The 17,516-nt window shown below is 73.0% G+C and carries 16 protein-coding genes and 1 pseudogene; 14 read left to right on the top strand and 3 right to left on the bottom strand.

What is annotated here, in order from left to right:
• Positions 1–21 precede the first annotated feature (21 nt).
• The 9 genes and pseudogenes from FIV44_RS10985 (at position 22) to FIV44_RS34000 (ending at position 8,650) form a co-directional block, all read left to right on the top strand.
• Positions 22–1,212, top strand: coding sequence for an NHL repeat-containing protein (locus FIV44_RS10985; RefSeq protein ID WP_219996394.1), 1,191 nt, complete (start codon positions 22–24; stop codon positions 1,210–1,212).
• Positions 1,209–3,572: a carbamoyltransferase HypF gene (gene hypF, locus FIV44_RS10980; protein ID WP_141004469.1), complete on the top strand. Its 2,364-nt coding sequence runs from the start codon at positions 1,209–1,211 to the stop codon at positions 3,570–3,572. Before FIV44_RS10985 ends, hypF begins: the two co-directional genes overlap by 4 nt.
• Positions 3,572–3,826 carry a HypC/HybG/HupF family hydrogenase formation chaperone gene (locus FIV44_RS10975; protein WP_141004468.1) on the top strand — a complete coding sequence of 85 codons (255 nt, stop codon included), beginning with the start codon at positions 3,572–3,574 and terminating at the stop codon, positions 3,824–3,826. Before hypF ends, FIV44_RS10975 begins: the two co-directional genes overlap by 1 nt.
• Positions 3,823–4,593, top strand: coding sequence for a HypC/HybG/HupF family hydrogenase formation chaperone (locus FIV44_RS10970; protein ID WP_141004467.1), 771 nt, complete (start codon positions 3,823–3,825; stop codon positions 4,591–4,593). Before FIV44_RS10975 ends, FIV44_RS10970 begins: the two co-directional genes overlap by 4 nt.
• On the top strand, positions 4,590–5,255 hold the full coding sequence (locus FIV44_RS10965; RefSeq protein ID WP_141004466.1) for a D-sedoheptulose-7-phosphate isomerase: 666 nt from the start codon (positions 4,590–4,592) through the stop codon (positions 5,253–5,255). Before FIV44_RS10970 ends, FIV44_RS10965 begins: the two co-directional genes overlap by 4 nt.
• Positions 5,252–6,364, top strand: coding sequence for a hydrogenase expression/formation protein HypE (gene hypE / locus FIV44_RS10960; protein WP_141004465.1), 1,113 nt, complete (start codon positions 5,252–5,254; stop codon positions 6,362–6,364). The genes FIV44_RS10965 and hypE overlap by 4 nt, the downstream gene beginning before the upstream one ends.
• 68 nt (positions 6,365–6,432) lie before the next feature.
• Entirely contained in the window at positions 6,433–6,708 is a 276-nt protein-coding gene (locus FIV44_RS10955) for a HypC/HybG/HupF family hydrogenase formation chaperone (RefSeq protein ID WP_141004464.1), read from the top strand.
• A gap of 1 nt (position 6,709) precedes the next feature.
• Positions 6,710–7,846 (top strand): hydrogenase formation protein HypD, encoded by a 1,137-nt coding sequence (hypD, locus tag FIV44_RS10950; RefSeq protein WP_141004463.1) that lies wholly within the window; start codon positions 6,710–6,712, stop codon positions 7,844–7,846.
• Positions 7,839–8,650: pseudogene (locus tag FIV44_RS34000) on the top strand (DUF6390 family protein). The gene hypD and the pseudogene FIV44_RS34000 overlap by 8 nt, the downstream one beginning before the upstream one ends.
• Here FIV44_RS34000 and tkt read toward each other — a convergent pair.
• Positions 8,586–10,544 (bottom strand): transketolase, encoded by a 1,959-nt coding sequence (gene tkt, locus FIV44_RS10940; protein ID WP_219996393.1) that lies wholly within the window; start codon positions 10,542–10,544, stop codon positions 8,586–8,588. The pseudogene FIV44_RS34000 and the gene tkt overlap by 65 nt on opposite strands.
• A gap of 113 nt (positions 10,545–10,657) precedes the next feature.
• Between tkt and FIV44_RS10935 the strand changes: the two genes are divergently transcribed.
• Both FIV44_RS10935 and FIV44_RS10930 read left to right on the top strand, forming a co-directional pair.
• Positions 10,658–11,350, top strand: coding sequence for a response regulator (locus FIV44_RS10935; RefSeq protein ID WP_141004460.1), 693 nt, complete (start codon positions 10,658–10,660; stop codon positions 11,348–11,350).
• A gap of 18 nt (positions 11,351–11,368) precedes the next feature.
• Entirely contained in the window at positions 11,369–12,574 is a 1,206-nt protein-coding gene (locus FIV44_RS10930; RefSeq protein ID WP_219996392.1) for a GAF domain-containing sensor histidine kinase, read from the top strand.
• 30 nt (positions 12,575–12,604) lie between these two features.
• Here FIV44_RS10930 and FIV44_RS10925 read toward each other — a convergent pair whose 3' ends face one another.
• Positions 12,605–13,609 carry a class I fructose-bisphosphate aldolase gene (locus tag FIV44_RS10925; RefSeq protein WP_141004459.1) on the bottom strand — a complete coding sequence of 335 codons (1,005 nt, stop codon included), beginning with the start codon at positions 13,607–13,609 and terminating at the stop codon, positions 12,605–12,607.
• 35 nt (positions 13,610–13,644) lie between these two features.
• Positions 13,645–14,541 (bottom strand): LysR family transcriptional regulator, encoded by an 897-nt coding sequence (locus FIV44_RS10920; RefSeq protein ID WP_219996391.1) that lies wholly within the window; start codon positions 14,539–14,541, stop codon positions 13,645–13,647.
• A 121-nt stretch (positions 14,542–14,662) separates the two neighbouring features.
• Here FIV44_RS10920 and FIV44_RS10915 point away from each other — a divergent pair, with 121 nt between their 5' ends.
• Genes FIV44_RS10915 through FIV44_RS10905 form a run of 3 tightly spaced genes read left to right on the top strand, consistent with a single transcriptional unit; the run spans position 14,663 to position 17,499 of the window.
• The gene (locus FIV44_RS10915; protein ID WP_246086915.1) at positions 14,663–16,117 is read left to right on the top strand and encodes a form I ribulose bisphosphate carboxylase large subunit; all 1,455 of its coding nucleotides are present in this window, start codon (positions 14,663–14,665) and stop codon (positions 16,115–16,117) included.
• Positions 16,118–16,130: 13 nt separating this feature from the next.
• A complete protein-coding gene (locus FIV44_RS10910) occupies positions 16,131–16,553 on the top strand; it encodes a ribulose bisphosphate carboxylase small subunit (RefSeq protein ID WP_141004457.1) in 423 nt (140 codons plus the stop codon).
• The gene (locus FIV44_RS10905) at positions 16,543–17,499 is read left to right on the top strand and encodes an AAA family ATPase (protein WP_141004456.1); all 957 of its coding nucleotides are present in this window, start codon (positions 16,543–16,545) and stop codon (positions 17,497–17,499) included. The genes FIV44_RS10910 and FIV44_RS10905 overlap by 11 nt, the downstream gene beginning before the upstream one ends.
• Positions 17,500–17,516: the final 17 nt, after the last annotated feature.

The following is a 17,516-nucleotide window of genomic DNA, read 5'->3' as shown; positions in this document are numbered from 1 at the left end:
CGAGCAAGGATGCGTGTGCGCGTGATCCCACCCGGCGCCGAGCACCTCGGCGCCCAGCTGGGCGCCGACCCGTGGGCGCCCGGCGGGCCGCTGCCGGCGACGTACGGTCCGTGGCACCCAGAGGTGGTGATCGGTGCCGACTCGCCCGGCGCGCTGCTGCTGCCGCCGGCCGAGCCGACGGCGTCGTGGGTGTACGCGCCGCGCGGGGTCTGGCTGGACGACGACCTGCTGGTCGTCGCCGACACCGGCAACCACCGGGTGCTCCTCTTCCACCGGGTCCCCGCCGCTGACGGCGAGCCGGCCGACGTGGTGCTCGGGCAGCCCGACGAGCACACCGAGGGTCCGCAGGCCGGCGGCGCCGGCCCGGAGGCGGGGATGAACCTGCCGACCGGGGTGCTGCGCCTCCCCGACGGGCGACTCCTGGTCGCCGACGCGTGGAACCACCGGATCCTGCTCTGGGACGACCTGCCCTCGGCCGACCGCCCGGCCGACCTGGTGCTGGGGCAGGCCACGCCGTACGACGTCGAGCCGAACCGCGGCCGGGACCCGACCGCGACGTCCTTCTACTGGCCGTTCGGGGTCGCCCTGGTCGACGGCCGGCTCTACGTCGCCGACACCGGCAACCGCCGCGTCCTGGTCTGGAGCGACGGGGCGCCGTGCAGCCCGGACCAGCCCGCCGACGTCGTCCTGGGACAGCCCGGCTTCGCCAGCCGGGGAGAGAACCGGGACGGCCCGGTGGGCGCCGCCTCGTTCCGCTGGCCGCACACGGTGGCCGGCAACGGCGGCGGTGTGGTCGTCGCCGACGCCGGCAACCACCGGCTGCTCGGCTGGCACGCGCACCCCGACCGGGACCTCCCGGCCGACTACGTCCTCGGCCAGCCGGACATGGCGACCGCCGTCGAGTTCCCGTACCGCCCGCAGACGGGGACCGGCTTCCGGTTCCCGTACGCCGCCGTGCGGACGCCCTCCGGGCTCGCGGTCGCCGACACGTCCAACAACCGGGTGCTGCTGTGGGACGGCGAACCTCGAGACCAGGGTGCCGAGCCGCGGTGGGTGCTGGGGCAGCCGTCGTTCGCCGCCAACGGCGAGAACCGCTGGGAGCAGGTCGGCTTCGACACCCTCTGCTGGCCCTACGGGCTCGCCGCCTGTGGCGACCGGCTGGCCGTGGCCGACTCGGGCAACAACCGCGTCGTCGTCTGGAGCAGGGCATGAGCGCGACCAGCCACCAGCAGGCGGTGGGCCGCAGCATCGAGGTCCGCGGCGTGGTCCAGGGCGTCGGGTTCCGGCCGCACGTCGCGCGCCTGGCCGCCCGCCACCGGATCGCGGGCGAGGTCGGCAACGACGAGCTGAGCGTGTTCATCGAGGCCGAGGGCACCGCCGCCGAGCTGGACGCCTTCGTGGCCGCGCTGACCGCCGAGCTGCCGCCGCTCGCGGTGGTGCTCGACGTACGGGTCACCGAGCGCGCCGTGCTGGGGGCCTCCGGCTTCCGGATCGTGCCGAGCCGCCACCGCGCCGGCGCCCGCACCCTGGTGCCGCCCGACGTGGCGGTCTGCGACGACTGCCTCGCCGAGCTGCGCGATCCCGGTGACCGCAGGTACCGGCACGCGTTCATCACCTGCACCAACTGCGGACCGCGCTTCACGATCATCACGGACCTGCCCTACGACCGGCCCGCCACCACCATGCGGGACTTCCCGCTGTGCCGTGCCTGCGAGGCCGAGTACGCAGACCCGGCCGACCGCCGCCACCACGCGCAGCCCCTCTCCTGCCACGTCTGCGGGCCGCGGTTGTGGTGGGAGCCGACGGCCGGCCCGGACGCGGACAGCGTGGTGCTCGGCGACGACGAGGTGCTGGCCCTGGCGCAGGGCATGCTGGCGGCCGGACGGATCGTGGCGGTCAAGGGCGTCGGTGGCTTCCATCTGGCCTGCGACGCCACCTCGGAGTCCGCCGTGCGGCTGCTTCGCGAGCGCAAGCGCCGCCCCCACAAGCCGCTCGCGGTGATGGCGAAGGACGTCGGCACGGCGCGCCGCGTCGTCGAGGTGTCGCCCGCCGCGGAGGCGGCGCTCCTCCAGCCGTCCCGCCCGATCGTGCTGTTGCCCCGCCGTGACGGGTCCCCGCTGGCGGCCACGGTCGCCGGGAACCTGGACGAGATCGGCGTGATGCTGCCCTACGCGCCCCTGCACCACCTCCTGTTCGAGCCGGTGCCCGGCCGTGAGGGACCGGTCGCCCCGGCGCTGCTGGTGATGACCTCCGGCAACCTGGCCGACGAGCCGCTGGCGTTCACCAACGACGACGCCCGGGCACGGTTGGCCCGGATCGCGGACGGCTTCTTGATGCACGACCGCGAGATAGCCGTGCCCTGCGAGGACTCCGTGGTGACGATCCAGGACGAGGCCGGGCAGGCCGAGGTCCCGGTGCGTCGCTCGCGGGGGTACGCACCCCTGCCGGTCGCCCTGGACCACCCGGTGGTGAGCACCGGCCCGACCGTGCTGGCCGTCGGCGCCGAGGTCAAGAACACCTTCTGCCTGGTGCGCGAGGACCTGGCCTTCGTCTCCGCCCACATCGGCGACATGGGCAGCCTGGAGAGCCAGGTCGCCTTCGGGCGGTCGGTGGACCAGCTGGTGCGGCTGCGCGACGCCGAGACCGAGCTGGTCGTCGCCGACCTGCACCCCGGCTACGCCACCCGCCGCTGGGCGGAGGACTACTGCGCGACGCTCGGCCGCCCGCTGATCACCGTCCAGCACCACCACGCCCACCTGGCCGCGCTGCTGGTCGACCGGTACCGGGTGGGGACCCCGGTGCTCGGGGTGACCTACGACGGCACCGGCTACGGCTGCGACCGCCAGATCTGGGGCGGGGAGGTCCTGTCGATGGGTGAGGACCTCGCCACGTTCGAGCGGGCCGGCCACCTCGCGCCGCTGGTGCTGCCGGGCGGCGAGGCGGCGGTGCGCAACCCGTTCCGCACCGCCCTCGCGCTGCTGGCCGCGGCCGGCGCGGGCGAGGACTGGACGCCGGAGGACGTGCCACCGGCCGAGGTGGCCCTGGTGCGCTCCCAGCTGGCCTCCGGGACCGGATGCGTGACCACCACGAGCGCCGGGCGGCTCTTCGACGGAGTCGCGGCGCTGCTGGGCGTGCGGCAGCGGGTCGGCTACGAGGCGCAGGCCGCCGTCGAGCTGGAGATGCTGGCGCGCCGCGCGCGTCGTACGACGCCCGTGGAGATGGCCGTCGCCGACGGCCTCGTCGACTGGCGGCCGGCGGTGCGGGACATTGTGGCCGGGCTCGCCCGGGGAGCCGACCGTGGGGCGCTGGCGAAGGGGTTCCACCTCGCGCTCGCCGCGGCCACGGCCGGGCTGGTGGTCACCGAGGCGGAGCACCGGCAGGTCGGCATGGTGGGCCTCACCGGAGGCGTGTTCGCCAACCGGGTGCTCACCGCCGCGCTGCGGCAGCACCTGACGACCGCAGGCCTGGAGGTGCTCACCCACCGCCGGGTCCCCTGCAACGACGCCGGGCTCGCGCTCGGCCAGGCCGCGATCGGGCGAGCGATCGCGGCACGAGAGAAGGGAGTGCGCTGATGTGCCTGGGAGTGCCGGGCCGGATCGAGCGGATCTGGACCACCGAGCAGGGCGCGCTGGCCGCGCTCGCCGACTTCGTCGGCGAGGTGCGGCAGGTGTGCCTGGACTACCTGCCCGACCTGGCGGTGGGCGACTACGTCATCGTCCACGCGGGCTACGCGCTCACCCGGCTGACCGAGGATTCGGCGCGGGAGACCATCGCGATGATGGTCGACCTGGGCGTGATCGAGGCACCGGCGGAGGGCGTCCGATGAGCGCGGCGCCGGAGGTGAGCGAGACGACGACCGAGGCCCGCGGCCTCATCGACGAGGACCTGTCCGCCGACCTGGCCGGTGCCGCGCTGGCGCTCGCGCGGCGGTTCCACGCGGGTGCCACGCTGTGGGTGATCTCGCCCCGGTGGGAGCCGCACGCCCACCACGTCGCCGTGGAGTTCGTGCACCCGGTCATCGTGGGCAAGCGCGCCCTGCCCGCCGTCGCGCTCGTCGCGGCCGACACCGTGGCGGAGACCCGCATCGCGACCCGACCGGGCGACGTCGTACTGGCGATCGCCGATGCCGCCGACGGCTCGGTCGCCGACGTGATGCGCCGCGCACCCGCGTGGGGCGCGGAGACGATCTGGATCGGGTACGGCGACCGACCGCCCGCCGGGGCCGCCGACCACGTCCTGTGGGTCCCCTCGGACGACCCGATGACGCCGGCGACCGGGCGCTTCGTGCTCATGTACCACCTGCTCTGGGAGCTGACCCACGTCTGCTTCGAGCACCCCGGCCTGCTGACGACCGCGGCCGAGGAGTGCACCGAGGAGGTGTGCGTCACCTGCAGCGACGAGGGCCGGCTCGGCGAGGTCGTCGCGCCGCCCGTCGACGCGCTGTCGGGGGCACTGGTGCGCACCGCCGACGGCGAGGAGTACGTCGACACGATGGTCGTCGGCGACGTGGTGCCCGGCGACCTGATCCTGATCCACGGTGGGGCGGCCCTCACCCGGCTCGAGGACGACCCGGCCGGAGGGAGGCCGCGATGACGGAGAACACCGACTTCCTCTACCCGTTCATCGAGGCGCAGGAGACCGACGTCGACGCGCTGCTGGTCGACCTGGCCGCCTCGGCCCGCAGCAAGGCCGGGGAGAGCGCCCGGCTGCAGCAGGCGTCGCTGGAGGAGTGGGGCGCCGAGATCGAGGCCGCCGGTTGCGCGATCGCCGAGCGCTTCGCCGCGGCGGGGAGGATGTACACCTTCGGCAACGGCGGCAGCTCCACGGACGCCGAGACGCTCGCCTCCCTCTTCGCCCGGCCCTCGCACGGCCGGCCGCTGCCGGCGCGCTGCCTGGCCGCGGACCAGGCGGTCCTCACCGCGCTCGGCAACGACATCGGCTTCGACGTGGTGTTCTCCCGCCAGCTGATGGCGCACGCGCGGCCGGGGGACGTCGCGGTCGCGCTGTCGACGTCCGGCAGCTCGGAGGACCTGATGACGGCGCTGGTCGAGGCACGCCGGCGGGGCCTGCTGACGATCGGGTTCTCCGGGCACGACGGCGGGCGGATGGCGGTGGCCGACGAGGTCGACCACTGCTTCACGATCCGGTCCCCGAGCATCCACCGGATCCAGGAGAGCCAGGCGCTCGTCGGCTACCGGCTCTGGGCGACGGCCCAGCACCATCTCGAGACCCTGGGCAAGGAGGGTGTGCGATGACCAGCGAACGGCTCACTCCGTCGGCCAGCGAGGTGCCGGACCCGGAGGACCGCACCCGGCTCCGGATCGAGGAGTTCCGCAAGCGCCGACCGCGACTGGTGGACGACGTGGTCACCATGGCCCACGGAGCCGGCGGGAAGTCCTCGGCGGCCCTGGTCGACCACGTGTTCGTGGAGGCGTTCCGCAACCCGCTCCTGGAGGAGCTGGGGGACGGCGCCCTGCTCCGGCTGCCGACCGGCGAGCGGCTGGCGTTCTCCACCGACTCCTACGTCGTCCAACCGCTGGAGTTCCCCGGCGGCTCCATCGCCGAGCTCGCCGTCAACGGGACCGTCAACGATCTGGCGGTCTCCGGCGCGGTGCCGCAGTGGATCTCGGCGGCGTTCGTGATCGAGGAGGGCTTCCCGATCGACCGCCTCACGCAGATCGCGCGGCAGATGCGGGTCGCGGCCGACGCGGCAGGCGTGCAGGTCGTGACCGGCGACACCAAGGTGGTGCCCCACGGAGCGGCCGACGGCCTCTACGTCACCACCGCGGGCGTCGGCGTGGTGCCCGCCGGGCGGGAGCTGTCGATGGAGTCGGTGCGGCCCGGTGACCGGGTGGTGGTGTCCGGCACCATCGCCGACCACGGCATGGCGGTGATGCTCGCCCGGGGCAACCTGGACATCGAGGCCGACATCGCCTCCGACTCGATGCCGGTCAACGCGCTGGTGGAGGGCCTGCTCGCGGCGGCGCCCGGCACCCGATGGATGCGCGACGCCACTCGCGGCGGGCTCGGCACGGTGTGCAACGAGCTCGCCCAGGCGGTCGGGCTGGGCGTGGTGATCGACGAGGGCCTGCTCCCCATCGACCCCACCGTGCTCGGCTGCTGCGACATGCTCGGGATCGACCCCGTGCACGTCGCGAACGAGGGGAAGTTCGTCGCCGTCGTACCGGCGGAGGAGACGGAGGCGGCCGTCGCGGCCCTGCGCAGCCGTGCGGGCGGCGGCCAGGCGGCGGTGATCGGCGAGGTCCTCGCCGAGCCCGCCGGGATCGTGGCGATGCGGACGCCGTTCGGCGGCACCCGCATCGTCGACATGCTCGTCGGCGACCCGCTGCCGCGGATCTGCTGAGAACCCATTCGGTGGTCGAGGAGGTCGCGCAGCGACCGTCACGAGGCCCAGGAAGGAGACGAATCACCATGTGCCTGGGAATTCCCGGCCAGGTCGTCGAGATCGTCGATCCCGACGAGCACCTCGCCCGGGTCGATGTCAGCGGCGTCCGACGCATCATCAGCATCAAGCTGCTCGCGGAGCAGGACGTGCGCACCGGCGACTGGGTCCTGGTGCACGTCGGCTTCGGCATGGCGAAGATCGACGAGGAGGAGGCGCAGATGACGCTGGACCAGGTCCAGAAGATGGGCCAGGACTACCTGGACGAGATCGACATGTTCAAGAGCACGGCAGTGGAGGCCTGAGATGAAGTTCGTGGACGAGTTCCGGGACCCCGCGGCCGCGCGCGCCCTGGTCCGGTCGATCACCGACCTTGCCGGGGACGACGAGTTCAAGTTCATGGAGGTGTGCGGCGGACACACTCACACGATCTACCGGCACGGCATCGAGCACCTCCTGCCCGCCAGCATCGAGCTGGTGCACGGCCCGGGCTGCCCCGTGTGCGTGATCCCGATGGGTCGCATCGACGACGCGATGTGGCTCGCCGAGCAGCCCGATGTCGTCTTCACGACGTTCGGCGACATGATGCGCGTCCCAGGGTCCCGCGGGTCGCTGCTCGACGCGAAGGCCCGCGGTGCCGACGTACGGTTCGTCTACTCCCCGCTGGACGCGGTCAAGATCGCGATGGAGAACACCGACAAGCATGTCGTCTTCTTCGCCGTCGGCTTCGAGACCACCGTGCCGTCGACGGCCGTCACGCTGGTCCGGGCCAAGGCGCTCGGGCTGACGAACTTCAGCGTGTTCAGCAACCACGTCACGATCGTGCCGCCGATCAAGGCGATCCTGGAGAGCCCCGACCTCCGGCTGTCCGGCTTCCTGGGGCCGGGGCACGTCTCGACCGTCGTCGGCACCCACCCGTACCGCTTCGTGCCCGAGGTCTACGGCAAGCCCGTGGTGGTCGCCGGCTTCGAGCCGCTGGACATCCTGGCCTCGGTGCACATGCTCCTGCAGCAGCACCGCGACGGCCGCTGCGAGGTCGAGAACCAGTACGGACGGGTGGTCCGCGAGGACGGCAACGTCGCGGCGCTGAAGCTGATGGCCCAGACCTTCCAGTTGCGCCCGCACTTCGAGTGGCGGGGCCTGGGCTTCATCTCGCAGAGCGCGCTGAAGGTCCACGACGACTTCGCCGACTACGACGCCGAGGTGCGGTTCTCGATGCCCGGGGTCCGGGTCGCCGACCCGAAGGCCTGTCAGTGCGGCGAGGTGCTCAAGGGCGCGATCAAGCCCTGGGAGTGCAAGGTGTTCGGCACCGCCTGCACGCCGGAGACGCCGATCGGCACCTGCATGGTCTCACCCGAGGGGGCCTGCGCGGCGTACTACAACTTCGGGCGGCTGCACCGCGAGACGGCGCTGATGGTCGGTCAGGGGGCGCCCGTTGGCTGATGACGGCTCCCGTCCGACCGGTCATCGGCTCTTCGCCCAGTATGCGCACGCACCGAACGCCCTGGGCTACTGCGGGCCCGCCGGATCCGCAGCCCTCGTCGCCGCCGCGACCGGCTCGCCCCCGGTCGCGGCGGTCACCGAGATCGAGGACGTCGCCCGGCGGTTCTCCGGCGCTTGGCCGTATCAGCGGCTGCTCGCCGAGCTCGCCGGCGTCGGCGACCCCTTGGACCCGCTCGTGGTCCGCGGCTACTGGACCGGCAACGACGTCTCCGCCGCGATCGACGGCGTCCGGTACGGCGAGCGGCTGCTGGCCGAGCTGAGGCCGCAGGCCGGCCACTACTGGGCGCACCTGACCGAGGAGCTGCTCCCGGAGGCCGCCCCAGCCACGCCTTCCACGTGCTCGCCGTCTACCCGTGGTCGAGGCTGCTCGGCGCCGGGCCGGAGCCGCTGCGGGTGCTGGAGTCGTGCCGGATCGGCTGGGGCGTCGTGGAGGAGGTCGGCGCCGACGAGCTGGTGGTCCGTGGCCCGCGCCTGGAGTACGCCGCGGCGACGCCCACGGCCGGCGCGCGACTGGAGCTGGGGGCGGACCAGACCAGGACCGTCGGCTATCGCGTCGAGGGCAGTCCCTTCGTCGACGGCGTTGCGGCGGGCGACCACGTCGCCGTGCACTGGGACTTCGCGTGCGACCGGCTGACGCCGACCGAGGTCGACGCGCTGGTCGCGCAGACCGAGCACCAGCTCACGGCGATGGCGCCGCGGATCGCAGCGCGGTCCGCGCCGCGTCGGCCACCGCGGCGACGGTGAGGCCCACATGATCGCGGACCGCGGAGCCCGCGCCGGACGCGCCGAACCTGTCGACACCCACGACGGCGTCGGCGAGGTGGCGCCACCCGAGGGTCGAACCGGCCTCGACGGCGACGGTGGCCCGCGCGCTGCCCAGACGATCACGGCGTACCTCGAACCGCTCCCGCCAGGGCACCGAGACGACCCGCACGGTCAGGCCCTCCCCGGCGAGGACCTCGGCGGCGGCCAGCGCGAGGTCCACCTCGGAGCCGGAGGCGAGCAGGTCGACGTCGGGATCGGCGCTCGCGCGCGCCACCCGGAACCCGTCGCGGGCCAGCCAACCGGGAGTGGTGTGGGCGCCGTCGAGCGGCGGGAGGGCCTGGCGGGAGAGCGCGAGGACGGTCGGGCCGTCCGTCGCGCCGAGTGCACACCGCCAGGCCTCCGCCGTCTCCCCGGCGTCGGCGGGCCGGAGGACGCGTACGTTCGGGATGATCCGGAGCGAGTCCAGGTGCTCGACCGGCTGGTGGGTCGGGCCGTCCTCGCCGACCGCGACCGAGTCGTGGGTGAGCACCTGGATGACGGGCTGCCGCATCAGCGCGGACAGGCGCAGCGCCGGCCGGAGGTAGTCGGCGAACACCAGGAAGGTGCTGCCGAAGCAGCGGAAGCCGCCGTGCAGCGCGATCCCGTTCAGCACCGCGGCCATGGCGAGCTCGCGGATGCCGAAGTCGATCCGCGCGCCGCCGTAGTCACCCCGCCGCACGGGGACGGTGCCGGCGTCGGTGCCGGTCGACCCGGCCAGGTCGGCCGATCCGCCGACCAGTTCCGGCAGCGCCTCGGTCAGCGCCGCGAGCACGGCGCGGGAGGACTGCCGGGTGGCGGTCGGCGCGTCCGGCAGCGTCGTGGCGAGGTGCGCCCAGAACTCCTCGTCGACGTCCGCCGGGAGGTCGCCGCGCTGCCGGCGCTGCCACTCGGCCGCGCGTGCGGGATCCGACTCCCGCAGCGCGGCCAGCCGCTCCTCCCACACGAAGCGGGCGGCGCGTCCGGCGGTGGCGTACTGCTCGCAGGCCGCCCGCACGTCCTCGGGTACGACGAACGCCTCGTCCGGCCAGCCGGCGCGTCGCTTCGCCTCGGCCAGCCGGTCCGCGCCGAGCGGCGACCCGTGCGCGGCGGAGGTGCCGGCGACGTCGGGCGCGCCGTGGCCGATGACCGTGCGCACCGCGACCAGGCTCGGGCGCGGATCCGCGACCGCCTCCGTGAGCGCGCGGTCGATCGCCTCCAGGTCGGTGCCGTCGGACACCTCGACGACATGCCAGCCGTAGGCGCGGAAGCGCGCCGACTGGTCGTCGCTGCACGATCGGTCGACCGCTCCGTCGATGGTGATCCGGTTGTCGTCCCAGAGGACGGTGAGCCGGCCCAGGCCGAGGTGCCCGGCCAGCGACGCGGCCTCGTGGCTGATCCCCTCCATCAGGCAGCCGTCGCCGGCGATCGCCCAGGTGCGGTGGTCGACCAGGCCGGGGAAGCGCGCGGCGTACATCCGCTCCGCCAGTGCCATCCCCACCGCCATCGCGATGCCCTGACCGAGTGGTCCGGTGGTGGCCTCGACGCCGGGGGTGTCGCCGTACTCGGGGTGGCCGGGGGTGCGGGAGCCGAGCTGCCGGAACCCGCGCAGGTCGTCGAGCGTCAGGTCGTACCCGAACAGGTGGAGGAGCGCGTACTGCAGCGCGGAGCCGTGCCCCGCGGAGAGGACGAACCGGTCCCGGTCGGGCCAGTCCGGCTGGGACGGGTCGTGGCGCAGGTGGCGGGAGAACAGGACCCACGCCATCGGCGCGGCCCCCATCGGCATCCCGGGGTGGCCGCTGTTTGCGGATTGCACCATGTCCGCGGCGAGGAACCGGATCGTGTCGACGGCGTTCACCCGCACAGCAGATCGAACGGCGCCCGGGCCGGACTCACCCGCAGGGGTGGCGGCACTGGTGGATTCACTGAAGGTGCGGCTCCCGTCCCGGCGCGAGCGCCTAGGCTTCGCCCATGAAGGCCGACGAGGAGGCGGCCGCTGTGTCGACGCGCAGCGGCCCGACGCGGATCGTGATGGCGGACGACCACGAGATGGTCCTGCACGGCGTGCAGGCGATGCTCGCCCATTTCGGCGACGAGGTGGAGGTGGTCGGCACCGCGACCGACCTCGAGCAGGCGCTCGCCGTCGTCCGGGACGCCGAGCCCGACATCGTGCTCTGCGACATCCGGCTCGGCCGCGACAGCGGGCTGGACCTGTGCCGACGGGTCAAGCAGACCAGCCCCGGCGTCCACGTGGTGTTCCTGACGGTCTACGACGACGAGCAGTACGCCTTCCAGGCCCTGCGCGCCGAGGCGTCCGGGTACGTCCTCAAGCGCGTCGACGGCGCCGAGCTGGTCGAGCACCTCAACCGGGTGATGGCCGGCGACGTGGTGATCGACCCGACCCTGGCCGGCCGGATCGCCATGTCGGCGGCGCGCGTCACCGCCGGCGAGTTCTGGCCGGGCGCGCGGCTGGGGCTCACCCAGCGCGAGAGCGAGGTGCTGGCTCTGCTGGTGGCCAGTCACTCGAACAAGGCGATCGCGGGCAAGCTCGTGGTCAGCGAGGACACCGTGAAGACCCACATCCGCGGCCTGTACCGCAAGCTCGGCGTGTCGGACCGCGGCGGCGCCATCGCGGTGGCGCTGCGCGAGGGTCTCTACCAGTGACCCTGCGGTGAGTTCGCCGTGGCTGACCTGACGCGGATTCACGAGCTTCTCGTCGTCCCCGGGGAAGTGGACCTGCGCGGCGTGGGGAGGGCGTTCGCCGAGCTCTTCGAGGCCGATGGAGCGACGGTGTTCATCGTCGTCGACACCGACCTGACCGTGGGCGGCGCCCATCCCGGCGACTCCGCCGCGGCGCGCGAGTTGCGGGTGCCCGTGGGGTACGGGGTGGTCGGCCTGGTCGCTCACAGCGGCAACTCGGTGACGATCGTGGACGACTCTCCCCGCAACCCGCACCACCGTGCTCTGCTGGGCCTGGATGAAGAGGAGGTCGTGTCGCGACTCTGCGTTCCTGCGCACGGGCTGGAGGGCACCATCGTCGCCGTGGTCTCGGTGCACCGCCGGGACCGTCGGCCGTTCGAGGCCGACGACCTTGCGCGCGCCCAGCGGCTCGCCGACCTGGTCGGCATCCGCTTGTACGCCGAGGGCCTCCGTGGTGACGCGGAGGACCATCATGCGATGCGGGACCGGCTCATCGCCCAGGCCATCTCGGCCCAGGAGGCCGAGCGGCGTCGGATCGCCGGCGATCTCCACGACGGGGTCACCCAGGCGCTCGCCTCGCTCTCCTTCCATCTCAGCGCCGCGCACACCGGTCTCGCGGCCGCTCTGCGCGGTACGGAGGAGGTCGTCGATCCGCGGCTCACGGGTGCGCTCGGCGAGATCGCGGCCGCCCGCCGCCTCGCTGGCCTGGCCTACGACGAGACCCGGGCCGCGATCACCGGGCTGCACTCGCTGCTCCTGGAGGACCTCGGGTTGGTGGCCGCGTTGGAGTCGCTGTGCCAGATTCTCCCGCAAGTCGACGTCGAGTTCCGCACGGACGACCAGTCGGAGTTCGTGGCAGTGCCCGACCACGCGGCTGCGGCGCTCTTCCGGATCGCTCAGGAGGCCCTCAACAACGCGATCAAGCACGCGGAGGCACAGCGTGTCGTACTCTCGCTGCGCCGTGTGGGCGACGCGGCCGTCCTCGGTGTCACCGACGACGGTGCGGGCTTCGACGTCGAGGCGGTTCGCGGACGGGGCCGTTCCGCAGCGGCCGAGCACTTCGGACTCGAGTCGATCGTCGAGCGCGCTGCGCTCGTCGGTGCGACCCTGCGGATCGACTCGATCGAGGGCCGCGGCACCGCGGTGATCGTGGAGTTCCCGCTGCCGAGCGGTGCGCCGGAGCGCTGAGCCTGCCCGGTCCGGGATGAGGATCGAGGGTCAGGCTGCGGCCGGCGCCCGGCCCGCGATCGCGTCGGCCGCCCGGGCGCAGTTGGCCAGCAGTACCGCCTGGGCCTCGTCGCGGTGAGCCTCCTCGCCGCCCCAGCGGCGTAGGGCGTCGCTGACCAGCGCCCGGCCGAAGGAGAACGTGAGCCTCCAGCTCCGTTCACCGGCTGCGGCGTTGACCGCGGCGAGGTACCGGCAGGCGGTCACGTTGTCGTGTCCACCGGAGAGGAAGGCGATCCCCGGGAGGGCCGGAGGCACCCGGCGGTCGAGCACCTTCAGGGTCGCCGCGGCGACCTGGTCCGCCGGTGCCGGGACGGCTCCGAGACCGGGCGTCACCAGGTTGGGCTTGAGGACCATCCCGGCGAGGTCGACGTGCTGTGCCTCCAGTTGCTCGAACACCGCGGCAAGGGCGCGATCGGTGACCTCGGCGCACCGGTCGAGGTCGTGGTCACCCGTGCACAGCACCTCCGGCTCGACGATCGGGACCAGCCCCTGTTCCTGGCACAGCGCCGCATAGCGAGCGAGGGCGTGGGCGTTGGCCTTCAGGGCGTGATCGGAGGCGGAGGCCACGTCGATGACGGCGCGCCACTTCGCGAAGGCGGCGCCCAGGCCGGCGTACTCCTTCAGCCGGTCGCGCAGCCCGTCGAGGCCCTCGGTGACCAGGGCGCCCTCCCCGAAGGCGAGCGGCGTGGTGCCGGTGTCGACCTTGATGCCGGGCAGAACGCCCCAGCGGTGACAGGCCTCGGGGAAGGCCAGGTCGACGTCGCCGAACGACGCGTGCTGCCGCAGCGTCTCGTCACACAGGATCACGCCGCTGACCCTGTCGCGAAGGCCGGGCGCCGACACGAGCAGCTCGCGGTACGCGCGGCGGTTCTCCTCGGTGGCGGGGACGCCCTCGGCTTCCAGCCGCTGGGACATGGTGCGGACGCTCTCGTCGGCGGCGAGGATGCCGCGCCCGGAGCTGACGAGGGACAGGGCGGTGTCGGCGAGGGTGCGCATGTCCCCAGGGTTCCGCCGGGCGGTGGCCGGGCTCGTCACCCCTGCGGGCGGTTGTGAGGGTGGAACCCGAAGTCCTCGCCCCGGCCGTCGACGTGGCCGCAGACGTGCTCGACGAACAGCTCCGCCGCCGGGGGAGCGGCGCCGGCGGTGACCAGGTGCCACGGGCGGTCCAGCGGTGTCCCCGGCACGGGTACGACGCGAAGCGCGCCCTCGCGCAGCGCGTCGGCCACGGCGTCCGAGTGCACCAGGGTCAGACCGAGGCCCTCCCGCGCGGCGGCGAGGACGGCACCGTGCGTGCCCAGGGTCAGCGTGGGCGGCTGCCACTGGCGCTGCTCGAGGAGCGCCAGGCAGGTCCGGCGGGTGCCGGAGCCGCGGCCGCGCAGCAGCCAGGTCGCGGTGGCCGGCGGGACGTCGTACCCAGGCGCGGCGACGACGACCAGCCGGTTGGGCCGCCGCGCGACCGACACCAGACCCGAGCCGTGCGGTGGCCGGCCGGCGACGGCGAGGTCGACCTGGTGCTGGTCGAGCTCGGCGAACAGCTCGTCGCGAGGGCGCACGGAGAGGCTCAGCTCGACGTCGGGGTAGCGGGCCCGGAAGGTCGCGAGCAGCCGGGGCAGCACGGTCTCGCCGGCGGTCGCCACGGCGCCGATCCGCAGTCGCCCGGAGGTGGCGGCGCGGACCGCGGTCTCGGCCTCCTCGGCGAGCCCGAGCAGGGTGCGGCAGTAGCGGGCGTAGGTGTGCCCACTCTGGGTCAGCCGGATCCCGCGGCCCTCGCGGCTCAGCAGCTCGACGCCGAGGTGGCGCTCGATGTGGCCGACGGCCGCGGAGACCGCGGGCTCGGTGACGTGCAGCTGCTCGGCGGCGGCCCGGATGCTGCCGGTGTCGGCCACGGTGACGAAGGTCCGCATCCGTGCCCAGGTCACCCCGCTCATGAGCAAATGTTAATCGATCGATGAAGGGTCGGTACAAACATTTCCATTGTCGTTGAACAGTTTCTGGCGCAGGGTGATGCCCGAGACCAGTTGTGAGCAGCTTGAGCAGAAGGAGCGCGCCGTGGCCATCGCCGAGGTCGAGAAGGATCAGCAGGACCGGTGGGACCCGGGCGTCCACAGCTACGCGTCGATGGGCTACTACGACGCCGACTACGAGCCGAAGGACACCGACGTGCTCGCCGTCTTCCGGGTCGCCCCGCAGGCCGGCGTGGACCCGATCGAGGCCGCGGCCGCGGTGGCCGGCGAGTCGTCGACGGCCACCTGGACGGTGGTGTGGACCGACCGGCTCACGGCCAACACCCACTACCAGGCCAAGGCCTACCGGGTGGAGGACGTGCCCGGCCGTCCCGGCGAGTACTTCGCCTACATCGCCTACGACATCGACCTGTTCGAGGAGGGCTCGATCGCCAACCTCACCAGCTCGATCATCGGCAACGTCTTCGGCTTCAAGCCGCTCACCGCGCTGCGGCTGGAGGACATGCGGATCCCGGTCGCCTACGTGAAGACCTTTCAGGGTCCGGCCCACGGCATCGTCATGGAGCGCGAGCACCTCAACAAGTACGGCCGCCCGCTGCTCGGCGCGACCATCAAGCCCAAGCTGGGCCTGTCCGCTCGCAACTACGGCCGGGTGGTCTACGAGGCCTGCCGCGGCGGCCTCGACTTCACCAAGGACGACGAGAACATCAACTCGCAGCCGTTCATGCGCTGGCGCGACCGCTTCCTCTACTGCATGGAGGGCGTCAACCGGGCGATGGCCGAGACCGGCGAGGTCAAGGGCCACTACCTCAACGTCACCGCCGCCACCATGGAGGAGATGTACGAACGCGCCGAGCTCGCCAAGGAGCTGGGCAGCGTCGTGGTGATGATCGACCTGACGATCGGCTACACCGCGATGCAGTCGATGGCGCACTGGGCCCGCCGCAACGGCGTCCTGCTCCACCTGCACCGCGCCGGCCACTCGACGTACACGCGACAGAAGACGCACGGCGTCAGCTTCCGGGTGATCGCCAAGTGGTGCCGGCTGATCGGCGTCGACCACGTCCACGCCGGCACCGTCATCGGCAAGCTGGAGGGCGACCCCGCCACCACCCGCGGCTACTACGACACATTGCGCGAGGAGCACATCCCGACGAACCCGGCCAACGGCATCTTCTTCGACCAGGACTGGGCCAGCATGCCCGGGGTCATGCCGGTCGCCTCCGGCGGCATCCACGCCGGCCAGATGCACCAGCTGCTCGACCTGTTCGGCGACGACGTCATCCTGCAGTTCGGCGGCGGCACCATCGGCCACCCCCTCGGCGTCGCCGCCGGCGCCGAGGCGAACCGGGTCGCGCTCGAGGCCGTCGTCAAGGCCCGCAACGAGGGTCGCGACCTGCTCCGCGAGGGCCCGGACGTGCTGCGCGCCGCCGCCGAGCGCAACAAGCCGCTCGAGGCCGCGCTCGCCACCTGGGGTGATGTCACCTTCGACTACACCTCGACCGACGCACCGGACGCGGTGCCCACGCCGTCGTACTGAAAGGGACGAGCCGATGCTGCTGCGCCACGGAGCCTTCTCCTACCTGCCCGACCTGACCGACGACGAGATCGCGCTCCAGGTCCGCTACGCCCTCGACCACGGCTGGCCGGTGTCGGTCGAGCACACCGACGACCCGCACGCCCGCAACGTCTACTGGGAGATGTGGGGGCTGCCGCTGTTCGACCTGATCGAGCCCGACGGCGTGCTGGCCGAGATCAACGCCTGCCGGTCGACCTTTCCGCACCACTATGTCCGGGTGCTGGCCTACGACGCCAGCCTGGGCCGCCAGACCACGGCGCTGTCCTTCCTGGTCCAGCGCCCGCCGGCCGAGCCCGGCTTCGAGCTGACCCGGACCGAGGGGCCGGGCCGCGCGCAGGCCTACGGCATCCGTCCGTACGCCGCGACCGCGCCGCCGGGTGAGCGCTATGGCGGCTGAGGGCCGGGCCGAGGAGCAGATCCAGGCCGAGGAGGAGATCCAGGCCGAGGAACAGTTCGACCTGGACGCCGACGAGGCGCGGCGCCAGGTCGAGGAGACCCTCGACTCCCTGGAGGCCGACCTGGTGGGCCTGTCGGCGGTCAAGGAGCGGGTCCGCGAGATCGCCGCCCTGCTGCTGGTCGACCGGGCGCGGCAGCAGCTCGGGCTGAGCTCGTCGCGGCCCACGCTCCACATGAGCTTCACCGGCGGTCCCGGCACGGGGAAGACCACCGTCGCCCAGCGGATGGCGCAGATCCTCCACGCGCTGGGCTATATCCGCACGCCGCGGGTGCACACGGTCACCCGCGACGACCTGGTCGGCCAGTTCATCGGCCACACCGCCCCGAAGACCAAGGAGGCGATCGCCCGGGCCGCGGGCGGCGTCCTCTTCATCGACGAGGCCTACTACCTCTACCGGCCCGAGAACGAGCGCGACTACGGGCAGGAGGTGATCGAGATCCTGCTCCAGGAGATGGAGAGCGAGCGGGCCAGCATGGTGGTCATCTTCGCCGGCTACGAGGACCGGATGGACACCTTCTTCTCCGCCAACCCCGGCCTGTCCTCCCGGGTGCCGCACCACATCTCCTTCGAGGACTACACCCACGAGGAGCTGGTGCGGATCGCCGACCTGATGGTCGAGCGAGAGAACTTCCGCTTCGCTCCGGCTGCGCGCGAGGCGTTCGCGGACTATCTGGCGCTGCGCATGCAGAAGCCTCGATTCTCCAACGCCCGCAGCGTCCGCAACGCGGTCGAGCGGTGCCGGCTCCGACAGGCCAAGCGCCTGGTGGAGCTGCGCCAGCCGCTGACCCGGGAGGACCTGGTCACGCTCGTGGACGAGGATGTCCGGGGCAGCAGCCTGTTCCGCCCTGCCACCGCGGACGCGATCCCCGGCACGACGACCCTCTGAGGCGATGGCGGCAGGTC

The sequence above is a fragment of the Nocardioides humi genome, from assembly GCF_006494775.1.
Lineage (GTDB): Bacteria > Actinomycetota > Actinomycetes > Propionibacteriales > Nocardioidaceae > Nocardioides > Nocardioides humi.
Note: the sequence above shows the minus strand (reverse complement) of the source record. Positions and strands in the feature narration are given on the sequence as shown.